At 54.1% G+C, this 21850-nt stretch carries 17 protein-coding genes and 1 pseudogene; 11 read left to right on the top strand and 7 right to left on the bottom strand.

The window, feature by feature from the left end:
• Window position 1 precedes the first annotated feature (1 nt).
• From KVG87_RS00085 to KVG87_RS00075, 3 genes are all read right to left on the bottom strand, one after another.
• Complete coding sequence (locus KVG87_RS00085; RefSeq protein ID WP_217848430.1) at window positions 2-646, bottom strand: SLATT domain-containing protein; 645 nt, start codon at window positions 644-646, stop codon at window positions 2-4.
• 199 nt (window positions 647-845) lie between these two features.
• Complete coding sequence (locus KVG87_RS00080) at window positions 846-2282, bottom strand: RNA-directed DNA polymerase (RefSeq protein ID WP_217848428.1); 1437 nt, start codon at window positions 2280-2282, stop codon at window positions 846-848.
• A gap of 284 nt (window positions 2283-2566) precedes the next feature.
• Window positions 2567-3559, bottom strand: coding sequence for a hypothetical protein (locus KVG87_RS00075; protein WP_217848426.1), 993 nt, complete (start codon window positions 3557-3559; stop codon window positions 2567-2569).
• A gap of 525 nt (window positions 3560-4084) precedes the next feature.
• Here KVG87_RS00075 and KVG87_RS00070 point away from each other — a divergent pair.
• From KVG87_RS00070 to KVG87_RS00050, 5 genes are all read left to right on the top strand, one after another.
• Window positions 4085-4600, top strand: coding sequence for an Hcp family type VI secretion system effector (locus tag KVG87_RS00070; RefSeq protein WP_007949952.1), 516 nt, complete (start codon window positions 4085-4087; stop codon window positions 4598-4600).
• Between the two features lie 134 nt (window positions 4601-4734).
• A complete protein-coding gene (locus KVG87_RS00065) occupies window positions 4735-6777 on the top strand; it encodes a type VI secretion system Vgr family protein (RefSeq protein ID WP_217848424.1) in 2043 nt (680 codons plus the stop codon).
• The gene (locus tag KVG87_RS00060) at window positions 6767-7504 is read left to right on the top strand and encodes a DUF4123 domain-containing protein (RefSeq protein ID WP_217848422.1); all 738 of its coding nucleotides are present in this window, start codon (window positions 6767-6769) and stop codon (window positions 7502-7504) included. The genes KVG87_RS00065 and KVG87_RS00060 overlap by 11 nt, the downstream gene beginning before the upstream one ends.
• Window positions 7504-12378, top strand: a complete 4875-nt coding sequence (locus KVG87_RS00055; protein ID WP_225930721.1) for an RHS repeat-associated core domain-containing protein — start codon at window positions 7504-7506, stop codon at window positions 12376-12378. Before KVG87_RS00060 ends, KVG87_RS00055 begins: the two co-directional genes overlap by 1 nt.
• 2 nt (window positions 12379-12380) lie before the next feature.
• On the top strand, window positions 12381-12602 hold the full coding sequence (locus KVG87_RS00050) for a hypothetical protein (RefSeq protein WP_122691559.1): 222 nt from the start codon (window positions 12381-12383) through the stop codon (window positions 12600-12602).
• 441 nt (window positions 12603-13043) lie between these two features.
• Here KVG87_RS00050 and KVG87_RS00045 read toward each other — a convergent pair whose 3' ends face one another.
• Window positions 13044-13787, bottom strand: a complete 744-nt coding sequence (locus tag KVG87_RS00045) for an SDR family NAD(P)-dependent oxidoreductase (protein WP_064361698.1) — start codon at window positions 13785-13787, stop codon at window positions 13044-13046.
• Window positions 13788-14399: 612 nt separating this feature from the next.
• Here KVG87_RS00045 and KVG87_RS00040 point away from each other — a divergent pair.
• A complete protein-coding gene (locus KVG87_RS00040) occupies window positions 14400-14879 on the top strand; it encodes a carboxymuconolactone decarboxylase family protein (RefSeq protein WP_122506017.1) in 480 nt (159 codons plus the stop codon).
• Here KVG87_RS00040 and pdxR read toward each other — a convergent pair.
• Window positions 14872-16308 (bottom strand): MocR-like pyridoxine biosynthesis transcription factor PdxR, encoded by a 1437-nt coding sequence (gene pdxR / locus KVG87_RS00035; RefSeq protein WP_217848412.1) that lies wholly within the window; start codon window positions 16306-16308, stop codon window positions 14872-14874. The genes KVG87_RS00040 and pdxR overlap by 8 nt on opposite strands.
• Window positions 16309-16397: 89 nt before the next feature.
• Here pdxR and KVG87_RS00030 point away from each other — a divergent pair, with 89 nt between their 5' ends.
• The 5 genes and pseudogenes from KVG87_RS00030 (at window position 16398) to KVG87_RS00015 (ending at window position 20145) form a co-directional block, all read left to right on the top strand.
• A complete protein-coding gene (locus KVG87_RS00030; RefSeq protein ID WP_042609823.1) occupies window positions 16398-16880 on the top strand; it encodes a GNAT family N-acetyltransferase in 483 nt (160 codons plus the stop codon).
• A gap of 28 nt (window positions 16881-16908) precedes the next feature.
• Entirely contained in the window at window positions 16909-17583 is a 675-nt protein-coding gene (locus KVG87_RS00025; RefSeq protein ID WP_217848410.1) for an FMN-dependent NADH-azoreductase, read from the top strand.
• A 152-nt stretch (window positions 17584-17735) separates the two neighbouring features.
• On the top strand, window positions 17736-17936 hold the full coding sequence (locus tag KVG87_RS26400) for a hypothetical protein (RefSeq protein WP_264082187.1): 201 nt from the start codon (window positions 17736-17738) through the stop codon (window positions 17934-17936).
• Between the two features lie 71 nt (window positions 17937-18007).
• Window positions 18008-18286 (top strand): annotated as a pseudogene (locus KVG87_RS00020) (DUF2625 family protein).
• A 938-nt stretch (window positions 18287-19224) separates the two neighbouring features.
• Entirely contained in the window at window positions 19225-20145 is a 921-nt protein-coding gene (locus tag KVG87_RS00015; protein WP_217848408.1) for a LysR substrate-binding domain-containing protein, read from the top strand.
• On the opposite strand, the gene KVG87_RS00010 is transcribed toward KVG87_RS00015, so the two are convergent.
• Together KVG87_RS00010 and KVG87_RS00005 are read right to left on the bottom strand one after the other, a co-directional pair.
• Window positions 20066-20659 (bottom strand): DinB family protein, encoded by a 594-nt coding sequence (locus tag KVG87_RS00010; RefSeq protein ID WP_064361695.1) that lies wholly within the window; start codon window positions 20657-20659, stop codon window positions 20066-20068. The genes KVG87_RS00015 and KVG87_RS00010 overlap by 80 nt on opposite strands.
• A gap of 350 nt (window positions 20660-21009) precedes the next feature.
• Complete coding sequence (locus KVG87_RS00005) at window positions 21010-21612, bottom strand: terminase small subunit (protein WP_217848405.1); 603 nt, start codon at window positions 21610-21612, stop codon at window positions 21010-21012.
• Window positions 21613-21850: the final 238 nt, after the last annotated feature.

Raw genomic sequence — 21850 nt, 5'->3', positions numbered from 1 at the left:
TTCAAGCTGGTGTTATGAACTCAATTCTGGAAAACACAGGAAGCAAAGCAAAAAGCGACATTAGCCAAAAAATCAAGTAATACCAGACACTTGAAAAAAACCATAAAATGCGGATGCGAAGGGCCCGCTTTGAGCTTATATTTTTATGAACGAACTCTGGCGCAGACCGATAGTCGGCAACAAAACGCTGATCATCTATTGGGTCGTGATTGATGTCACAACGGCTTTGGGCTGCGTCGTATTCTGCGGATATTGCGCCGCACCTCTCCCATGTAACTGAACCAGAACCAACCTTAAAAAGCTCTTGCTTTATTTTTCTCTGCAAAGAATTTAAATCTTCGGCATTTTTGTAGAGCGCATCAGCGTTTGAACCATTTCTTGCTCCCCATTCCATTAAAGAAATAGCTAGCAAAAAAATACCTGACAAAATCGAAAGAGTAGTTATGTAGTCATCAAGCCCGATGCTTTTTGTGATTGCCGGAGCATAGACTTTTTGAACCACAGCAAGGCAGATACTAATAACTGAGAAAAATGTCAAGCTAATCGTTGAGAAAAGCTCTTTTCGCTTCAAACGTCTAGCCGCATTGTAACGCGCGCCAGCTGTCCGCCAGATAACCGTGCGTAGTTCAACGAGGTATTCTTCCATTTATCTGTCCTTGAAAAAAGGGTAGCGCCCGAGTAATCAGTCAGATCCACTTCTCAAGCGACCGTTGAACGGCCCTGGGGAAGGTATAACACATTGTGTCACGCCCTTTTTACGGGGCCCGGAGCACTTCCGCTCTCGTCCAGAGGCAAGAGGTACCGCATAGCGGTAGGCGCTACCCACCGTCAATATACACATACCACTAGTAAATTTCCCCTTCATCTTCGTGCATCCGGGCCAATACTAGGCGGATGTAATGATCGTATCTCTCGAGAATCTGGACCTCGGTTAGAGCCACCGCCGGGTCTATCCTGCCGCGGCTTTCTAGAAAGCTGAGCTTCTCAGCCGTCGTCTTCACCACATCATAATCCCTAATATAACCGCCACGCGGGTCGTATTTCATCGAAAAATACGCTCTCGCCAATTTCTTGAGTCGATTGACCCCATGCACGGCTAGTTCAGGAACCCGTGAAACCATCCGCCTAATAGCACCGTCCATTTCATGCAAAAGCTTCTCGTTGGTGATTTGGTTGAAATAGGCAACCCATCCGTACCTTTTATTTTGGCTTATCGCACCTGTAATCTTCTCGTTCAACTCCAAATAAAATATATCCACCAGTCGAGATTCTGTAAGATATTTGAATTTTTCAAGTCGTCTAGACTTGTTATGTTTGTAATCACTAATTTTTGCTGCGATCGACTGTAGAAAACGCTCAACCGTAACTCTTCGCACAGTTATTTCTGGTAGTTTGAAAATATATCCAAGATATGCGAACTCCTGATCTAACGGACCAAATTTCGTTTTTTCAGAGTTCAGGCTGTGAAGCTTTAAACCGCGTCTAGAAAGCCTTCCTTTTAATGATGTAAATGAGGAGGAAACAAGCTTTTCATCTCCATACATCAAAACATCGTCTACATATCTATAGTAATGAAGCCCTGGAATGGCGCGCATGGCTTGATCTACATCTGCCATGTAGATAGCCGCTAGAATATTAGAGATCGCTAACCCTTGTGGAACCCCTGTATCCTGCCTAAATAAGGAACGCTGTTTTCGAGGTGTATTTTTAGGAACCGTTGGGGTACGTAACGCGTGACCGATCAGACCTAGAATAGGCTGGTTTTTTATCTTTCTACTGACAAGCATGACTATACGATCTTGATCAATAGAATCGTAGAACTTTCGTATATCAGTGCTGCATACCCAGGCGCGTGGACAGTGCATAGCACCCACATCGAGGGCAACTTGTCGTACGTAGCTACTAGCGACATTTCTTGGAACTTGATCGGGAAAAACTAGTGCAAGATATTTTTGCAGTTGGTGCAAGACCACTCTGTCACGAATAGTTGGAATACTTATTATGCGGGGTTCTTTCCCTCTTCCCTTCAACTTTAATTGCTCTAGATATGGAGCAAATCTGAATGAGCCATCGAGGCATTTACCTGAGACTATTTCAAATTCCATTGCTGACCGAGCGCAGAACTGGAAGCCATTAATTCGGTCAATCCCTTTCGCTAAGGAGCCCTTGAACCGATCTCTAAAGACCCACTCCAAAGCTAGGGGGGAGAACATTCGCTCAAAGAGCTGGTTCGCGGTGATCCAACCAGCCTGATATAACAGCGTATCCGTTTCCTGTACCATGAAATCCCTCCCTTATTCATGACTGAAGATTACGCGCTGCAGGGAGCAGATCCTAGATCGTGCTTAAGTCACCCCCAGCTGCGGCATCGTGTGCCTCTATCAGGCCAAACAGAGCCACATTTCTACTGATGCTTCGCCATATTTCCCTATTCGGGTGCTATTGGACATGATCGCCTCTTGTCGACCGCGATTCACTCGTAGGTGCCCCTTATGAAGGGCTGCTAATTTCGAAAGTGTGAGAGATCGTCAAAATTGTGCTGCCTTGTAAACAATTGATTAATCTTTTAGCTAGTCTGCTTAGCAGGAGAAAAATCAACTATCCCGCTACCGAGCTCACCGCCAGTAAGTTTGCTAATTTGAATGGTTATTTTTGATAGAAATTTGCTTTTTTTTGCCATCCATTTCAGTAATTCTACTTTTCCCGCTCCGCCTGGAATAATGTCATCACCAGTTTTATGAGACTTTAGGAGATCCTGAACGACTCCCGCCGCAAAATCCGGAATACTCAACAGGTCATCCAAGTGAGACTTACCATTGAATGACCTACCGAATCCAACGAGGTCTAGTTTATGCTTGGAGTACATACCAAGCGTCCGAAGAAATATTTGCTGTGTATCGGCGAAACCTCTGTCTCGCGCGTTTTCGTTAATAGCATCGTTATCACAATACCAAAGCAAGCGTTGGTTTCCCCTCGTAGTGAGAGCGGTAAACAATGCGATCGAATGGCAAACGCGAAGAACTTTCTCTCCTGCTGCACCTTTCCACTTACCTAAACCCATCGAAAGTAGTTGTTCCTCGATTAGCTGATGCGCTTGTTTTTTTGATAAACCAAAAACTGTATCGATCTGCTTGTCGATAGCTATGGTAATAATTGCGCCGTGGATAAAATTATCCACAAGATGAAGAAACTCTGGTAAAGCCCGGCTCCTTGGCCCATAACCCAAGTCTTTGAATGCAAACTCACTGTAGGGATTTAGTAAGCCATATTTTTGCCTTAGTTTTTCAACCTGCTCCATAAACGGGCCGATTTTGTTGTAAGCCAAGATTAGAAATGAATAGGTGTAAAAGTGTGCGCCCGGATGTTCCCCACCGAAGTCGGACATCACAGCAATTTTTTCATCATCAGAAAAATCTGGCAACTCATTAAGCTGCCCCACAGCCACAGCAAGAAGATGTGAAAAATGAGGATATTCCTCTGTAATCACTGACAGGTCGAAGGGAGCTTTTTTTCTGATTTTTTGTGTGTGTGCGGCATTGCGAGTTTTTTTTCTTGCCATGACCGCAGATTCCAAATGAACGTTTTCCCGATACTACTCATTTGAAAGAGAATGGTGAACATTCCAACTCATTAAAATGAATTCACCAACATTTCGTATCGCTCCACCCGAATGAGTTAGTCGGAGTCAGCCCATGAAAAGCGTCTCCTATTGGCCGAAAGCAGCCAGCTCCTCACATTGCTCTGGACTCTAGAACGATACATGCGCCGATCATGGCTTAACGCCATACTGCGCAAGAAGTTGCGCAGTTGGTCGTAATATTTCACGGGGTAAATCCTCTGCAGACCACGCCGTGCAAGGCCTGCAGCCAAGTGCGCAAGAAGTTGCGCAGCACTGCGCAACTTCTTGCGCACTTTCTTCTTGTTTCCACGCTGAAAATCGTCCCAAGCGCCCCCCCACCCCCCGCTCCGCTCCCGCCCCCCGGGCACTTCAAAAAACCTGGCACGCTCCTTGATAACAGTCAGGCACCCACCGGGCGATTTCGCCTCCCGGGCACCTTAAATTTATCCGCAAGGAGAGCACCCCATGGCAACACCAGCGTACATGTCGGTTACCGGCGAAAAACAAGGCCTGATCACTGCAGGCGCATTCACCGCTGACTCCGTAGGCAACACCTACCAGGAAGGCCACGAAGACCAGGTCATGGTTCAGGCTTTCACTCACGACGTGATCATCCCGCGTGACCCGCAATCCGGTCAGCCAACCGGTCAGCGCGTTCACAAGCCAGTTGTGATCACCAAGGTCTACGACAAGGCTTCGCCACTGCTGCAAGCAGCACTGACTTCCGGCGAGCGCATGAGCGAAATCGTTATCCAGTGGTACCGCACTTCGGCGCAAGGCACCCAAGAGCACTACTACACCACCAAACTGGAAGACGCGATCATCGTCGCCATCAACAACAAAATGCACAACTGCCAGGATCCAGGCAACGCGCACTTCACCCACCTGGAAGAAGTGCAGTTCACCTACCGCAAAATCACCTGGACCCACGAAGTATCCGGTACTTCGGGTTCCGATGACTGGCGTGCTCCAGTCGTTTAATTACGGCTGATCGTTACAAGCATCGGCCAGCTCTGCTGGTCGATGTTGTTTACGCCCCTCCAGAATTTCGCGTACGTTGAGCCGCTTTTTTGCGGCCGTCGACGAGCGCCGCTGTACAGCACGAGGAACAAGGGATGTTCGCGCCGGCCAATGAAACCCACTTTGCCCTGACCATCGAAGGTCTTTCCGCTGATTTCCAGGTGTTTACCCTCACCGGTCGGGAAGCCATCAGCCTGCCTTTTGTCTTCGAGGTGGAGCTGGTCAGTGAGCAGCCGTCGCTGGACCTCGAAACCCTGCTGCACAAACCGGCCTTTTTGCAGCTGTCGCCTGACGGCAGCGGCATCCATGGTCAGATCTACCGCGCCGCGCAAGGCGATTCGGGCAAGCGTCTGACCCGTTATTCGGTGACGCTGCGCCCACAACTGGCTTACCTCGCGCACCGCATCAACCAGCGCATCTTCCAGAACCTCAGCGTGCCGAAAATCATCGGCATGGTGCTGGAAGAGCACGGCATCCAAGGCAACGCCTACGAATTCAAGACCGGTTCGATCTATCCCGAACGCATCTACTGCGTGCAATACGACGAGTCTGATCTGCACTTCATCCAGCGCCTGTGCGAGGAAGAAGGCATTCACTTCCACTTCCAGCACAGCGCCAACGCGCACAAGCTCGTTTTCGGCGATGACCAGACGGTGTTCCCGAAACTCGCGCCTGTACCCTATCAGCAAGACTCCGGCATGGTTGCCAGCAACCCGGTGATCAAGCGCTTCGACCTGCGCCTGGAAACCCGCACCAGCCGCACCACCCGCCGCGACTACGACTTCGAAAAACCGCGCCTGACCCTGGAAAGCGAAAACCGTGGCGACGCCCTGCCCGACCTCGAAGACTACGATTACCCGGGCCGTTTCATCGACCGCGAGCGCGGCAAACACCTGGCCAAACGCGCCCTCGAACGTCACCGCAGCGACTTCCAGCTCGCCGAAGGCAAGAGCGATCAGCCACTGCTGGTGAGCGGCCACTTCCTCGCCCTGACCGAACATCCCAAAGCCAAGTGGAACGACCTGTGGCTGCTCACCGAAGTCCTGCACGAAGGCAAACAACCGCAAGTGCTCGAAGAATCGGTGACCAGTGACACCACCGCGCTGAAAGACGATTTCCATCAGGGCTATCGCAACCGCTTCCAAGCCACGCCGTGGGACGTGCCGAACCGTCCACCGTTGCGCCACCCGAAACCGCGCATCCTCGGCAGTCAGAGCGCCGTGGTCACCGGCCCGAAAGGCGAAGAAATCCACTGCGACGAATACGGCCGCGTCAAAGTCCAGTTTCACTGGGACCGCGAAGGCCAGGCCGACGACAAGACCAGCTGCTGGCTGCGCGTCTCCAGCGCCTGGGCCGGCGCCCAGTACGGCGGCGTCGCCATCCCGCGCATCGGCATGGAAGTGCTGGTCACCTTCCTTGAAGGCGACCCCGATCAACCGCTGATCAGCGGCTGCCTGTACCACAAGGAAAACACCGTCCCCTATCCACTGCCGGCGAACAAGACCCGCAGCACTTTCAAGACCCTGAGTTCCATGGGTGGTGGCGGCTACAACGAACTGCGCATCGAAGACAAAAAAGGCCAGGAACAAATCTACCTGCACGCCCAGCGCGACTGGGACGAAAACATCGAGCACGACCAGAAAATCCGCGTCGGCAACGAACGCCACGACACCGTCGAGCAAAACAGCTACACGGAATTCAAGGCCGAAGAACACCACACCGTCTACGCCGACCGCAAAGTTGAAACCCGCGCCAACGACCACCTCACCGTCGGCGTCAACCAGCACATCAAAATCGGCACCGGCCAGTTCATCGACGCCGGCCAGGAAATCCACCTCAGCAGCGGCATGAAAGTGGTGATGGAAGCCGGCGCCGAACTGACCCTGGTCGGCGGCGGCAGCTTCATCAAGATCGACGCCGGCGGCGTGACCATGAGCGGCCCGGTGATCAACATGAACTCCGGCGGCAGCCCCGGCGTTGGTACGGGCGCCGCGCCGTTGATGCCCGGCGTGCTGAAACAGGCGGATGCCGACAAGGCCGGCCAGGTCCTGACCCCGGCCCAGATCAACACCCTCAAACGCAACGCGCCGTTCTGCGAAGAATGCGAAAAATGCAAGGCAGGTGCCTGTGCCATCTGATCGAATTACGCCTAAGGATTGGCTGGCGCAACAGCCGTTGCAGACTGGCGAGCGTTTGTATTTGGTTATTAGTGCGGCGAGTGATTCCGACGCGCTGAAAAATCTCTACCTCACCGAACCCACCGCCCAGCTCATCCCGATCTGGGGCGGCACGCCCTACTCCACCTGGCAACCGGTGATGCCCTACGTCACCGAGCTCAAAGCCAATTCCGCGTTCCTGCCGTGGATCGCTGAAACCGATGCCCTCGATTGGGGCTGGCTGGCGGTGTCGCGTTCCGAACCGAATGAAGTGTTCGAGCATCTGCGCAGTCTGACGCAGGTGAAGATGCCGGACGGGACCGAGGTGTTTTTCCGCTTCTGGGATGGGCGGCATATCTATCCGATTTTGAAGGGGCTTGGCGAGAAGACTGGGGAAGTACTGCCGGTGTTTGAGCGGTATTTGATTAACGGGCAGACGCTGGAGGTTGGGACGCGGGTGTTGCCGAAGGTGCGGGAATGGCCGTGGTGGGAGGTGCCGAAGGATTTGCTGGATGGCTTAGCCAAGGAGAACCCGACGACACTGATCAGCAACCTGATGCAGTGGCTGGAAGAAGACCGCCCGGACCTCTACAGCGCGTGGCCCGAGAACAACCTGAAACTGAAAATCACCCGTTTCGTGCGTCGCCCGGATGCGCCGAAAAACCTTAAAGAAGCACTGTTAAACCACCTGGCTCTGGAGCAAGGCTGATGGATCGCGTTGCCACTATCGAAACACAATTGGACTCCTTCAAAAACAGCCTGAAGCTGTACCGCGAGGAAACCAAGAGCTGGTACGCACAGCTTGCTGACAAAGCCAGCCGAGCCGCAGACATGCCCTCCCTGCTTGGTATGGAGCGTGTGATAAAGGCCGGCGACTCCAGCAAGTCTGTCAGCATGACTGATGGTGATTTTTCATACGTCGCGAAGTGCCCGCTTGTAGGGCCACTGCTGATTGAGAGCAAATTCGAATCGGTTTTCGACATCCCTATCGGCGATATCAAGGTCGACATCATAGCGGTGGATGGAGGCACCAAGTCGACGATTACCCTGGATAAACAGGGTAAAGGCAGCTTTCAGGGACAGCCTGGAAAATCCTATAAGATCCACGTCCACGATCAGGTGACGCCTGCGCAAATCGACACGCTGTTCAAATCCTACGACGGCTTAGCTGCCGATCTAGAGGGATTCCTGCGCAAAGAATGGGCAGGCTTCAAACCGCAGTGGTCGAATCAGAGCGCGTCAGCCAAAGCGATGGCAATTGGGGTCGGCATTCTCGAAGGCGGATGGGAAGCTATCAAAGGCGTTTGGGATGGTATCTCAAAGGCCTTGGACATCCTTCAAAACCCTAAAAAGTTCGCAGAGGATTTAGGGACCGGTGCCGAGGAACTGATCAAGCTGGCCAAAGAGGCGCCAGATGTGATGAAGCAGGCCATGTTGCTTGCCAGCGACGAGGCCGCGCTGTTCTTGATGGTGCATTGCGCTTCTATCTGGGTTTCAGCATTGCCACCGACGCAAGCGGCTGGCCAAACGGCGAAGATGACATCTGCAGCCGTTATCGGAATTCTCATCGACATCGTGATTTCCGTCGTACTGACCGTCGCAGCAGAAGGCGCCGGGCTATTTTACCTGGCCGCACGTTTAGCAAAGTACGGCCAGATCATCGTCAAGGCTGTTACCGGATTCGTGAAGTCGTTATTCAGCATCATCAAAGGCTTCATGGGTTACGTCGGTAAATACGTCGCTGTCGCCGCTCGTGGAGTAGCGACGCGAGTAGAAAAAGGAGTCGCACAGCTACGTTTTGATGGCAAACGTAACACGACCGTTGAACACGGCAAGCGCCCTGATGACGCCTCGAAACAATCGAAGAATCCTGACGACAAGAGTGCGGCGCCGGCGCAAGACACCTGCACCAACGGCTGCCCGGTCTCGATGGTCACGGGCGAAGAATTACTGACTCTTACCGATGGTCAACTCGATGGTCTGCTTCCGTTTGAGTGGACGCGCCTCTATCGCACCAGTGCGGTCGAGATCGACAGCCGCCTTGGGTTTGGTTGGAGCCACGCACTTTCTCACCGACTGGATCTGGATGATGAAGGCGTCCTGTGGACGGATAACGAAAACCGAACCACTCGTTTTCCGATGCCGACACAGCAACGCCCCGCCATCATCAACAGCCTGTCGAAAGCGGCCATCTACCTGGGATCGACACCAGGCGAACTCATCCTGACGCAGGCCGGGCAGAATCCGCGCTTTTATCATTTCCGTGCGGGACGCTTGATCACCATCAGTGACGCGTACAACAACCAGTTACAGCTGAGTTACGACTTCGCTGACCGAATCCAGCGTATCGACAACAACGCCGGACGCTCCCTGTTAGTCCGCCACGAAGATCGTCACATCGTTGCCGTGGATTATCAGCAGCGCCGTGCTGAGTACACGGAGCAGGGTCAACGGCAGGAGCCATGGATCACCGTTCAAACGCTAGTGACCTATCGGTATAACGCACAGGGCCAGCTCATCAGCGCCACCAATGCTGCCGGTGAAACTGAACACTATCGTTACAACGACCAACACGTCATTTTGGAACGACAACTGGCCGGTGGTGCGAGCTTTTTCTGGGAGTGGGAAAACGAAGGCAAATCGTCACGCAGCATCCGTCACTGGGCCAGCTTTTCGCAGATGGACTCGCAGTACGCTTGGGACGATGCCGGCAAGGTTACCGTTACAAACGCGGATGGGAGCGAGCAGGTTTATGTGCATGACGAAAATGCTCGACTCATCAGCGAGATCGCTGCGGACGGCGCTGAGACTCAAAAGGCTTATGACGACAAAGGTCGGCTGATTGCAGAAAAGGACCCCCTCGGCGCGATCACTGAGTACCGTTACAACGACGCCGGCCTGCTTAACGTTGTTATTCCTCCTGAAGATGCGCCGACGTTCTACGAATATCGACATGGCTTTGTGAGTGAAATTCATCGCGGCAAAGCGATCTGGAAATACCATCGAAATAGCCAAGGCGATATCACCCGCCAGACAGATCCTGACGGCAAGGAAACACACTACAGCTACGATGCCCAAGGTCGTGTGCTGGAGATCGTTCATCCAGACGGCGGACGGCATCAGCTCGCCTGGAATGGACTGGGTCAATTGCTCGAAGAAGCATTGCCCGATGGTGGTCGTCGTAAATACCGCTACGACGCACTGGGTCGTCAAATCACCCGCCAGGACGAACACGGCTCGATCACCCATTACCAATGGGATGCGGCTGGCCGCTTGACGCAGACCACACAGCCTGGCGGTGCGACCCGCACTTATACCTATAACGCCTACGGCAAGGTCACAGCAGAGCGCGATGAACTAGGCCGTATCACACGCTACGAATACGCCGACAACCTGCAACTTGTCAGCCGCCGCATCAACCCGAACGGCAGTGAGCTGCGCTATCGCTACGACAACTCACGCCTGCTGCTGACTGAGATCGAAAACGAGCGCGGGGAACATTATCAGCTCGACTATTACTCAAACGGGCTGATACAGCAGGAAACTGGATTTGATGGTCGCCGTACTACCTACGAATACGACCTGAATGGCAACCTGCTGAAGAAAACTGAGTACGGCGACGACGGTAGCGAACTGGTCACTGAATACCAACGTGACTCCACTGGCCGCTTGCTCGTGAAGACATTGGCTGATGGTGAGGAAATTCACTACAGCTATGACGCGCTCGGTCGCCTGGTCAATGTCGATGACGGTCATTGGCCACTGGCTTATGAATACGACTCCCAAGATCGGCTGATTACCGAGCACCAGGGTTGGGGCACCCTGCGCTACGAGTACGACAGCGCTGGCCAACTCAAGCATTGCCGTCTACCGGACGGTAGCAAGCTCGACTATCGCCGATTGCCCGGCGGCAATCTCAGCAGCATTGATCTGAACGGTTCTCGCCTGACATCTCACCAGTTCAAGGCTGGTCGTGAACTGCAACGCCAACAAGGCTTGCTGTTGAGTCAGTATCAATACGACGATCAGGGTCGACTGCAGGCGCACAACGTTAGCCAGCGTGACAGCGTCCTGCTGCAGCGCCAATATAACTACGACGCGGCAGGCAACCTTGCAGGTATTAACGATAGCCTCAAAGGTGCACGCAACTTTCACTACGATCCACTGGATCGCCTGATCAACGTTCGGGGTGCAACACCGGAGAGCTTCGCGCACGACCCAGCCGGCAATCTGCTGGGCCAGAATAACGAAGGCACCGCCAATCTTGCGAACGTCCAAGGCAACCGGCTGCTCATGCAGGGCGACCGTCACTACGACTACGATGCCTATGGAAATCTGATTCGCGAGCGCCGAGGTACCGGGCAGAAGCTCGTCACTGAGTACCGCTATGACTGCCAGCATCGCTTGATCGGCGTCAGCCTACCCGGCGGGAGTATCGCGACCTATAAGTACGATGCCTTCGGTCGCCGTATCGAGAAAACAGTCGATGGCCACACCACCGAATTCCTGTGGCAAGGCGAACGGCTGATTGTAGAGAGTGGTGAAAATCGATATCGCACCTATGTCTATGAGCCGGACAGCTTTCGCCCCTTGGCGATGCTCGATGGTGAAGGCCCACTGAAAGCCACGCCGTTCTATTATCAGCTCGATCACTTGGGCACGCCGCAGGAGCTTACCGATTACAGCGGCGCGATCATGTGGTCGGCCAAATATCGGGCCTATGGAAACCTGGCTGCGCTGGATGTCGCGGAGATCGACAACCCGCTACGGTTTCAAGGCCAGTATTTCGACGCAGAGAGTGGACTTCATTACAACCGCCACCGGTACTACAACCCGAGCACAGGACGTTTTCTAACCCCCGACCCGGTAAAGCTTGCAGGTGGCCTGAACAACTACCAGTACGCCCCCAACCCTACCGGCTGGGTAGACCCGCTCGGTCTAATGTTCAGGGCGATTACTAAAGCGATTTCTGGTGTTGCGAAAAAGGCACCACTGAAGCCCGCTGCGAACTGCCCCAAGCCTGGAGGATCATCTTCTCCGAGCACTACCCCTACCCTTGCAGACTCCAGCGTAAAGACTGGAGACGTCACCCCGCCGGCGGTCGTCGAGTCGAAGCCCGATTTTTATGTTGGCCCATCCGGACCGGACTCGACCTTACCTTCGACGGCATATCGATACATGGGATACAAGGATGCAGACGGGACCGTAAATACTCACGCGCAAAACACGATCAATACCGGCGACGCACGACTGTCTTATTTTGGGTTCGATAAATTTGAGACTGGAGACGCTGCTACGGAAGCATTGCAGATGCGTGCGCCAAAGCACGTCACTCCTGCTGACCCCGCCCCTGCATGGAGTGATGGGCGCCTGCGATTGAAGTTCGACACACTTCAACTCTATAAGGATGGCGTGCCAACCGTTACAGTGCCGTATGAGCTTGGTGGTAAAGGTCCGAACCTTGAACCCTTCACTAAGGCGTACCGTGACTACGGAACAGGCGGTGCCCGGCAACTCATTCCGAAACCGGGTACCACCACCATCATTAAAGCTGATGAAGTGACTATTTTGCCGGAGAAGTAATAGTGCTAACCGATCTAGAAGCGCGCGTAGCGCTCAAAGAACTGATTGAAAAATATCTTAAGGGAAGAGATCCGGATTTCGACCGCCTGATCGAAATCGTTCAGGACCCTTCGCGTCAAGTTCCGATCAGGGGTGTACTTGAGGACATTAGACGGTACAACAAGGTCCAGTATACGCAGCAGGAGCTTGAGCTGATCGACGACCTTTTGTACATGTATGGGTGAGACAACGCTTGTTGGCGGCGGGCAAATGGTCGAAATATGCACGCCTTCGATCAGCGTATGCTAAAGCGTTACGGGATCAACGCAAGCCGTTCGGATTATTCTAGGCCCTCATTCTGATATATAGCATTGGCCGATAGCTGCCACTAATGACGGGCAGCTACCGGCCAAAAGCGGACATAAATGAGCCATGCATATAGCAAAGGTGGTCACCGCTGCGGGCTTGCCCATGTGGGTCTTTCGTTCAAGGCATGCTGGACGTGTCGGCACCGGCCAGCTGAGGATTCATAGATACAAGGTGGGCAACCATAGGGGGAATGTACGTAATCAAGGGCCGAGTTGATCGCGTCAATCGAGGTAAAGTTAGCGCAAGAAAAAATAAGAGGCCGAGCGCACGATCCGCACCGGATACATGTCTACACGACCTCTTCGCGTTTCTATGCCCTACCGCAAGGTATACCCACCATCTACCACAATATCTTGGCCGTAAATGCCACGTGCTCGCTCTGATAGAAGGAACAGAATCACATCTGCCACCGCTTCCGGCTCAAGGAACTTACCCTCTAGTAAGCGCTGGTTGACCGTTTCCGCGACTGAGGACAACGTCGCATTATCCAACCCTAGTGATCGCCAGATCGGCGTAGCTGTTGGCCCTGGCGATACGACGTTCACTCTAATTCCGGCCTCAGCCTGTTCGACGGCTAAGGTTCGAGCATGCGCTGTCAGTGCTGTTTTCGACGCAATGTAGCCAGCCAAGCCTGGGAAGGCCAAAGCGGAAAGAAAAGTCCCCACAAATACAACCGAAGCGGGTCTCGCCAATTGGGCTCGCAAAGCTGAAAGCGTGTTAAGCGCACCTGCTCCGTTGATGGCCCAATTTCGCTCGAATCCCTTACTCGCCAAGCTGTCTTCAAGTACAGCGACTCCTGCATTCGGTACTAGAAAATCTACAGGCCCGATTCTGGAGACGCAGTGTGCAAGCTTCTCAAGATCCGAACTTACCGTAACATCGCCACTGACAATATGGAGGCGATCACCATGAACGTCTTTGAGTGCAGCCAGGCCGCCCCGGCCACGGGACATCGCCACTACCGTCGCTTCATAGCTTAGTAATCGTTGAACGACTGCCAGTCCGATGCCTGAACTTGCTCCGGTTACCACAGCGACACGATTGTCGAACTCACTTTTCATGTTTCAGCTCCTTGGGTATTAAACCATTTACCCATCACTGACACATTTCATGCCAACCTAAAACGTCATAAAAATCAGGGTGCTGAAGCTATACCGAGTCAATTTGACCATTATTCTTTTTTGTCGAAATGACGACAAATAGGTTTTTTTGACACGCACCAATGGCTTTGTTCTCAAGTGCGTTATAGGACTGAAAATCCGGTCGCATCGAATTTCTTTGAGAGGAAAATACCACTCCACTCTTCGTAAACACGCCCGAGTTGCTCTGCGAGCTGCGGATTGACCGCCCACCGCCCCACTCTCTTGCGATCTGTTTCGGCGTTGTCGACCGGCGAGAGGAATCAGTCTTCACAAAGGCGCTGCACCTGTTATCCACCCCAGAACTATCGCGCATCGCAACTCAGTTGCCGCTTACTGTGCCAGTTTATACACCGGCTTTGGGTCGCCTTCCGCCGGGTTCACGGACAACCGGCTTGGCAACATCGGCGAACGGCAAATCGCGAATCAGAACTGCATGGCTTAGTTGAAAGGTCTTTTCTTGGCCCTGTCTGACTAGACCACGCGTGGCTACAGTGGGCTCCAACAACCCTAAACCCGCTGCGAGTGACCGCCATGAACAACCGTCTTGATTACTTCAAACAGTCGCCTCAGGCTTCCAATAAGCTGGTGGAGCTGACGATGCAACTGAGTAAGAAGCCGCTACTGGCTGACCTGGCCCACCTCATAATGCTGCGGGCGTCTCAATTGAATGGCTGCGCGTTCTGCGTGGATATGCACGTGAAGGAAGCCAAGATCCATGGCGAGCGCGAATTGCGCCTCCATCACATTGCGGTCTGGCGTGAATCGCAACTGTTCTCGCCAATAGAGCGCGCGGCGCTCGCCTGGACAGAAGCCCTGACCCAACTGCCATCCCATGGTGTACCTGAAAGCCTCTACGCGGATGTGCGTGAGCAGTTTTCCGAACAGGATCTGTCGGATTTGTCGTTCCTGATTGTCGCCATCAACGGTTGGAATCGTCTCAATGTGGCCTTTCAGGCAGTCCCTGGTTCGTCGGATGAGGTGTTCGGCCTGACCAAAGCCAACCTCAACTGAGCGCACGGTTTATCAACGCGCCAAGCTGCTCGCCCTGAGCAGCGCAGGCGCAGTTGGTGAAGCTCAGCAGCAGCCCGGATTGACGCCGCGACGAAACACTCCATCGCGACAAGGGTTGCACGGCGATGCCTTTGGCCAGCAGTTGCTCAGTCAGGGCAGTGTCGACTACTCCCTCCGGCAAACGGAGTACCAAGTGCATCCCCCCTGGCGAGCGCTCCACCAGCAGTCCATTGGGTAAACTTCGCTCCAACGCTTCAATAGTCAAAGCGCGTCGTTCGCTGTAGAGCCTTCGCATGCGCTGAATGTGCCGAGTGAAATGCCCCTCGACAATGAACTCTGCGACCAGCGCTTGAGTAATCGCTGGCGAGCCTGCGGAGAATAACGCCCGACTTACACGCTCAAACGCTGCCACTTGCCCCTGAGGCACCACTAGGTAGGCAAGGCGGATACCGGGGAAAAGCACCTTGCTGAAAGTCCCGGCGTACAGCACGCGCCCGTTGCGATCCAGGCTCGCCAACGCCGGGAAGGGGCGACTGACATAGCGATACTCGCCGTCGTAATCATCCTCGACAACCCAGGCATCGCTCCGGCCCACCCAATCGAGTAACAACTGTCTCCGAGGCAAAGACAGCGCCATACACAGTGGGCTTTGATGCCCCGGCGTCACCATGACGACCTGTGCAGCCTGATGCCTGGCAATGGCCTGCTCCACATCCATACCTTCGGCATCAACTGGCACTGCCTCAAGCTCAATACCGAATTGACGAAGCACTTGGCGCGTGGTTGGGTAGCCAGGATCTTCGACCCAGGCTCGCTCCCCTGCGCGCAGCAAAGTATGTGCGATCAGCGACAGGCTACTGCGCCAGCCGCTGGTGATAAACACCTGATGGGCGCCGCAATCGATACCTCGAGACACCTGCAGATATGAGGCGATGGCGCTGCGTAAGGCAGGCAGGCCGTGCGGCGGCGGATAGTCCAGATCGCCTGAACGCATGCCTCGCAGATAACGGGCACCCAAGCGCGCCCAGATCTTGCGTGGGAACTCATCCATTGCAGGCACTCCCATCTGAAACGGCAAAAGTTGCGGTGGACGCCATAGTGCGTCTGGGGAGTTTTCAATCACCTCGCTGCTGACGGATAAAGCGGGGGCAGACAGTAGCGGCTTCTGCAATTCGGGATTGACCACGGTGCCCTTCTGCCCCAGGGCCAAGAGGTAGCCCTCGCTCGTGAGCAGCGAATAGGCCAGTTCGATGGTGCCACGAGCAACGCCGAGATCCTTGGCGAGAGCTCGCACCGAAGGCAATCGGTCACCAGGGGACAGCGTGCCAGCGGCGATGGCGGCGAGTACTCGGTCATATAACTGACGGTACAGAGGCGAACCGGGTTGCCCATCCAAGGAGGCGAAAGGGTGCGAACAGGAAGTCATCATGGCCTAGTTCATATCTCACTTCTTGGTTCAATAAATTGAGGCAATGTTAGTTCAAGATTTGACCATCACAACCCACTAAGGCCTCTCCCATGACGTTCAATCTTCAAGACTACGTGCCCAGCGTGCTCGACTTGGCCGACACTGCCCTGCGTCCTCTAGACAGCCGCCATGACTTAAAAATCGCTTTCCCGGTAATGCAGCAATTGCGCCCCCACCTAACAAGCGAGGCCGATTTTATGAGTCGTATCGAACGAATGCGAGCCGGCGGCTATCGGCTGGTTGGAGCCTTCGAGTCATCGGCTCTCGTGGCGCTTGCAGGTTACCGCCTTCAGGAGAATCTGATTTATGGCCCATTCTTGTATGTCGATGACCTCATCACCGATGAAGCCCAGCGCGGCGGCCAGTGGGGCTCCCGGTTATTGCGAGCTCTGGAACGACTGGCTCGTGCCAGCGGTTGTGCTCGCCTTGTGCTTGACACGGGTTTGGCCAACGCGCGCGCCCAACGCTTCTACTTCCGCGAAGGCCTTTATACCGGCGCGCTGCGTTTTCAAAAACAGTTCGATACCCCATGACCGCATCACCCGTACAGGAGGCAATATCATGAACCCGTCTCAGAAGCCCGTCGCTCCTTTGCGAATCCTTCGCCTGATTGCCAGTCCCAACGGTAATGCATCTGAAAGCTTGAAACTGTCTGAGCGGATTCTGCACGCTCTGACAGTACGCGCTGGCATACGCGGGATTGAACTGACGGATATAGACCTGAACACGTTATCGCCAGTCGATGCGACTTATGCCCATGCCTTGGCCCATCCGAGCGAAATAGCTACCGAGGATCAGAAAGGTACATTGAGTCGCTCCGACCAAATGATCATCCTATTGAATGCCTGCGATGTGCTGCTTATCGCTACTCCCATGCACAACTACAGCGTGCCCTCGCCGCTCAAGGCCTGGATTGACCACGTCGTACGCGTCGGAAAAACTTTCCTCAGCACATCAAAAGGTAAGGTTGGAACGTTATTGGATCGCCCCGTCTACGTTGCCGTAGCCACCGGCGGCTACATTAGCGGTGAGAGGGCACGGCAACCCGACTTTCTTCGTCCCTACCTATCCGCAGTGCTGAAAACCATCGGTCTCAATCAGGTGCATTACTTCACCGTTGAAGGCACAGCAAAAGGGACGGACGCGCTAAAAACGGCGCAGAAAATAGGGTACGACGATGTGCATACGTTCTTTCATGAGGAAATCGAAACTAGGACTCATGAAACAGTTGCCTGAAGCCGGTGCCCCAGACGGCCGAAGTACAAAGGTCGGCAGCGATGCCTGAAGCTGAGCCTAGCTTTTTGATTTTCGGGAGAGCTGTTCGCCCGGGTCGGCAGCCATGGGCCGCATGTCCTCCTCTTAATACCGCCTACAGAGAGGAATTGATCATGAGTCGCCTCAGTTGGTTTCAAACTTCACATGGTGCAGCCAAGTCGCTTGAAATTAATGACCCCGCCATGATCTACATACGGGAGATGCTGGAGCATGCCGACCGCCCCTACGACTGCTTCCACCTCACCTCAAAACTCCAGCGTTCTTCTACAGCTACAGGTAACAACCAAGTCTTCTTTGGGGGCTATAGCATTTGAGACTGGCGGGGATACTGATTGATCGGGGCCTGGCGGGATGGAGCGAGGGACGGGCGCAAGGGCATCTGCTGGTGGCAGATGACGCAGCAGGTGGATGCTTTCCCATCAACGGCGGCGGCTTGGGTGATGATGTGGGAGCGGTGTACCACTGGGCGCCCGAGATTCTGCAGCGGGAGCCATTGGGCATCGGTTATACCGCCTTCTTGGAATGAGCTGTGAGCAATCGTACGGCGGCCTACTAAGAGGGCCTACGTTGGGAATCCTGGCGCAACGACATTCATTGTGTGGGCGGAGATCAATGCGTGTCTTTCTACCCATTCCTATGGACACGAGGGGCTCAGTGGCAATAAGCGCGCAGGTTGTCAGCATGGATGAATAGTATGATTTGAATTACACATTAGCCGGCCAGTGTACGCCCCGCCATCACTCCTAATTAAATTAGGCAGGCTGGCAGCGAGTCAAAGTGCGCCGGTTACGCACAGACATTTCAAAGTTGAAGCATTCACTGGACGCTTACTGAGACACTGACCACCTGCTTACGTCAGACTGACACTCCGGATAGTACGTTTGAACAATACAACACCGAGCCTTCGTTCGAGGTTTCTCTCGACCTAGCTTACAGCAGGGGGAGCCCCCCAATGGTGGGATGCCCAAGTGCAGCTGCGCTGCCTTGCTACCTCTAAGAATTTAACCAAGACCATCAAGCTGATCTTGGCGCATAAGTCCTCCGACCTTTTGTAATTTTGTTGGCAGCAAGTGTTACGAAATTGCTCTACCTGCGTAGGAACACCGCAACGCAGATCATGGGTTGATTAGTACAAAGATCCACTCGGGAGAGAAGGCGGACAAGCGAGGAAAAAGGACTACTGGATTTCGTTTTTATCAATAAAGTCGCGAGCACTGGTCTAACACAGACTGCCCCTCGAATTCTGCTGCAAAATTGAAACAAAAATTTTGGTTCGCGGGCACGGGAATCGCACTTAGCTCGATTTGCTGATGACTTGAGCCTGTCTTTAGATGCGAAGGTTAAAGAGCGACGAGAAGTGGCGTGCCGCTTTGCACATCGGACATAGCTTGGAGGGGAGAGCTCTCTGAGTTCTAATGCTTCGCTAAGGCAAATACGGGACGTACTCCCCACGCCAATTTGAGCTACACGCACCCGATCCATTTCCGGTCAAATGTAAAGAGATTGAATACGGCGTATTCAAAGTCTCGTTGCAGCAGCAATACGGTGTTCTGCCGCGTAGCTGCTTTACTTGAAAATTATGCTGCCTGCGAGAGCCTAGGAATGAATCGAAACGACTTGCGTCGCGTGGACATGAATCTTTTGGTTATTTTCGAAACCTTAATGTTCGAAAGGAACTTGACTCGGGCTGGGGAGAAACTGTTCTTAGGCCAACCCGCCGTCAGTGCCGCTTTAGCGCGGTTGCGCGACTTGTTCGACGATCCCTTGCTAGTACGCAACGGTCGTACCTTAGAGCCGACCCAGCGAGCGCTGGCAATTCTTAAAGAGTTGCAACCAGCCATGGACACCATCTCCGGAGCTGTCAGCCGAGCTAAGGATTTTGACCCATCCACCAGCCGGGACGTATTCCGCATCGGCCTTTCCGACGATGCCGAATTCGGCCTGTTTCCGCCATTGCTCAATCAACTTCGCGAAGAGGCACAAAACGTTATCGTAGTGGTACGGCGGGCTAACTTCCTGCTGATGTCGGCGATGCTCGCCTCCGGAGAGATTTCCGTCGGAGTCAGCTACACCACCGAGTTGCCCGCCAATGCAAAGCGCAAGAAGATGCGGGATCTGCGCGTCAAGATACTGCGCGGCGATAATCGTCCTGGCCCCCTGACCTTGGATGAGTATTGCGAACGACCTCACGCCCTGGTGTCGTTTTCCGGGGATTTGACCGGTGCCATCGATACCGACCTGGCACGCATCGGCCGCTCGCGGCGAGTGATGCTGGCGGTACCCCAGTTCTCAGGACTGCGTGCCTTATTAGCGGGCACGGAAGTGCTAGCCGCAGTGCCGGACTACGCGGCGTGCGCGCTGATCGATGGCAGCAGCCAGTTGCGTGCTGATGACCCGCCCTTTGACATCGTGCCGTCGGAGTTGTCGATGGTCTGGAGCGGGGTCAACGATAACGATCCGGCAGAGCGTTGGTTGCGCTCATTAATTGCCCAACACATGGCGACCCCTCTGCCGGTGTATTGAGCGAATTGAAATTTGGATCGGTCTCGCGCAAGAATATCGGCATGTCTGTCATTGGCGGAATGGCCGGAATGTCGAAATACATCTGGATAACCCACCCACGGTGATAGCTGGCGTGGTTGACCACATGCATCAGCATTGCTCCGGCACTCATGGTGCCGCGTTCCCCAGACACAAACGTGAACTCGACGAGTCTATCCAGCGATGCCTCGCTCTGCCGGGCGCTCCAGTCGCTGTACCAGTGATCGATCTCCTTTTGTGCCAAGCGCAAATCAGCGAGTTCGGGATGCAGCAGATCATGTGAAGTTTCGAAGCCGTGCCCCCGGCCTTCGAGGTGAGCCTGCCAAATGCAGTCCACGACGTAAATGTGATTCAAAGTGCCGATTACGTTTTTGAACACCGACACTCGCTCTTTGCTGACTTCGCCAGGAGGCAGTGCGGCCAGGCTGTCAAAGAGGCGCTGATCGGCCCAGCATTTGTAATCGGCAAGCATGCGGGCTGTGCGTACGTTGATCATGAGATTTCCCCAATTTAAATGGGCGTAATGCCAAGCATAGCCCTCACAACGAGCGGCATCGAAGACGCTGATTATCGGTCGGCAAGCGCCAGGGAGCCAATTGGGCTAGGAGACTCGAAGCCGGAAAGCGTAAAGGCGCTGCCTGCCCCCCTCAGTCTTTGCTGATCAGGGAGCCTACCAGAGTTATACGACGAAGCTGGATCAGTTGTGGAGGGTGAGCGCCAGGTAGCGGCGACGGGATGGGCCTCTGCCGCCTGAAAAACGAGCCGTCTTGAACGGCTGCTTATGGCCGAAAGCAGACGTCACTCAATAACACTGCTGACCGAATAAACTCTAACCAGCAGATACTCTTAGCATTCATTCAATGTAAAGCCAAAGTCATCACTGGATTCCTGAGCAGCTTCGTTGAGCCGTTGACGCAACGCAGCGGTCAGTTGCCGCTCCACTTCCCACGGATCCGACAGCGCAGCGAGCTGAGGAGCCGACTGGGGCGACATACTCATCAGCGAATGATTGAGTGAGCGAGCCGTTTCATACGCCGCTTTCTGCACAAAGCTGATTTCCACCAATTCCCCCTGCGCCTTGCGAAACTCCATCTCCGCCATACGCGCCAGGTAGTGCTCGCGATGCGCTCGTGCTTTCTGAAAGTCTGGAGTCTGCCCATGAGCAGGATCAGCGGGCGGCGGCGCAGCCATGTTAGTCGGCTCGGATTGAGCTGCAACGTGACTGTACACATCACGCTGAAGACGCTCCTGTTGGTGGCGAGCAGCGACGGCAGCCTTGCTGGGATCGGCGGTATCGCGGATCAACGCTTCGGGGGCTAGCACGTCGACTTGCTTGCCATTTGGAGACAAGACCAGTCGACCATTTTCCCTAAGCCAAGTGATGTAGCTCGGTGATCGGCCAATGTGTGCGGCGAAGGCGCTTTTGGACAGGTACGTGACTGCGTTCATAAGCCCTCCTTTTCAGCGGCTTTTCAATAAATCCTTTTAAGATTTCAATGGATTGAAATTTCAGTAAGCTAGCGGACCTCCCACTAACACGATCCCGCGGGTTTCCGACCCCGTGTCCTTTGGAAGTCCCCAGGGTCCCCGGCGGTTTCCGCCCGGTCCGGTCGCTCGACTGCCATGCCCTGCCCCCATCCCTTTGGAAAGACGGACATCCCTGCAAAGGTTTCAGCTAGAGAGATCT

The organism is Pseudomonas siliginis (assembly GCF_019145195.1).
In the GTDB taxonomy this organism is placed as follows: domain Bacteria; phylum Pseudomonadota; class Gammaproteobacteria; order Pseudomonadales; family Pseudomonadaceae; genus Aquipseudomonas; species Aquipseudomonas siliginis.
Note: the sequence above shows the minus strand (reverse complement) of the source record. Positions and strands in the feature narration are given on the sequence as shown.

Excerpts from the sequence above, each read along its gene's own strand:
- KVG87_RS00070 (WP_007949952.1), top strand. The coding sequence starts at position 4,085 with ATGGCAACACCAGCGTACATGTCGGTTACCGGCGAAAAACAAGGCCTG.
- KVG87_RS00080 (WP_217848428.1), bottom strand. The coding sequence starts at position 2,282 with ATGGTACAGGAAACGGATACGCTGTTATATCAGGCTGGTTGGATCACC.
- KVG87_RS00030 (WP_042609823.1), top strand. The coding sequence starts at position 16,398 with ATGACGTTCAATCTTCAAGACTACGTGCCCAGCGTGCTCGACTTGGCC.
- KVG87_RS00085 (WP_217848430.1), bottom strand. The coding sequence starts at position 646 with ATGGAAGAATACCTCGTTGAACTACGCACGGTTATCTGGCGGACAGCT.
- KVG87_RS26400 (WP_264082187.1), top strand. The coding sequence starts at position 17,736 with ATGAGTCGCCTCAGTTGGTTTCAAACTTCACATGGTGCAGCCAAGTCG.
- KVG87_RS00065 (WP_217848424.1), top strand. The coding sequence starts at position 4,735 with ATGTTCGCGCCGGCCAATGAAACCCACTTTGCCCTGACCATCGAAGGT.
- KVG87_RS00075 (WP_217848426.1), bottom strand. The coding sequence starts at position 3,559 with ATGGCAAGAAAAAAAACTCGCAATGCCGCACACACACAAAAAATCAGA.
- KVG87_RS00040 (WP_122506017.1), top strand. The coding sequence starts at position 14,400 with ATGAACAACCGTCTTGATTACTTCAAACAGTCGCCTCAGGCTTCCAAT.
- KVG87_RS00055 (WP_225930721.1), top strand. The coding sequence starts at position 7,504 with ATGGATCGCGTTGCCACTATCGAAACACAATTGGACTCCTTCAAAAAC.
- KVG87_RS00015 (WP_217848408.1), top strand. The coding sequence starts at position 19,225 with ATGAATCGAAACGACTTGCGTCGCGTGGACATGAATCTTTTGGTTATT.
- pdxR (WP_217848412.1), bottom strand. The coding sequence starts at position 16,308 with ATGATGACTTCCTGTTCGCACCCTTTCGCCTCCTTGGATGGGCAACCC.
- KVG87_RS00045 (WP_064361698.1), bottom strand. The coding sequence starts at position 13,787 with ATGAAAAGTGAGTTCGACAATCGTGTCGCTGTGGTAACCGGAGCAAGT.
- KVG87_RS00005 (WP_217848405.1), bottom strand. The coding sequence starts at position 21,612 with ATGAACGCAGTCACGTACCTGTCCAAAAGCGCCTTCGCCGCACACATT.
- KVG87_RS00025 (WP_217848410.1), top strand. The coding sequence starts at position 16,909 with ATGAACCCGTCTCAGAAGCCCGTCGCTCCTTTGCGAATCCTTCGCCTG.
- KVG87_RS00010 (WP_064361695.1), bottom strand. The coding sequence starts at position 20,659 with ATGATCAACGTACGCACAGCCCGCATGCTTGCCGATTACAAATGCTGG.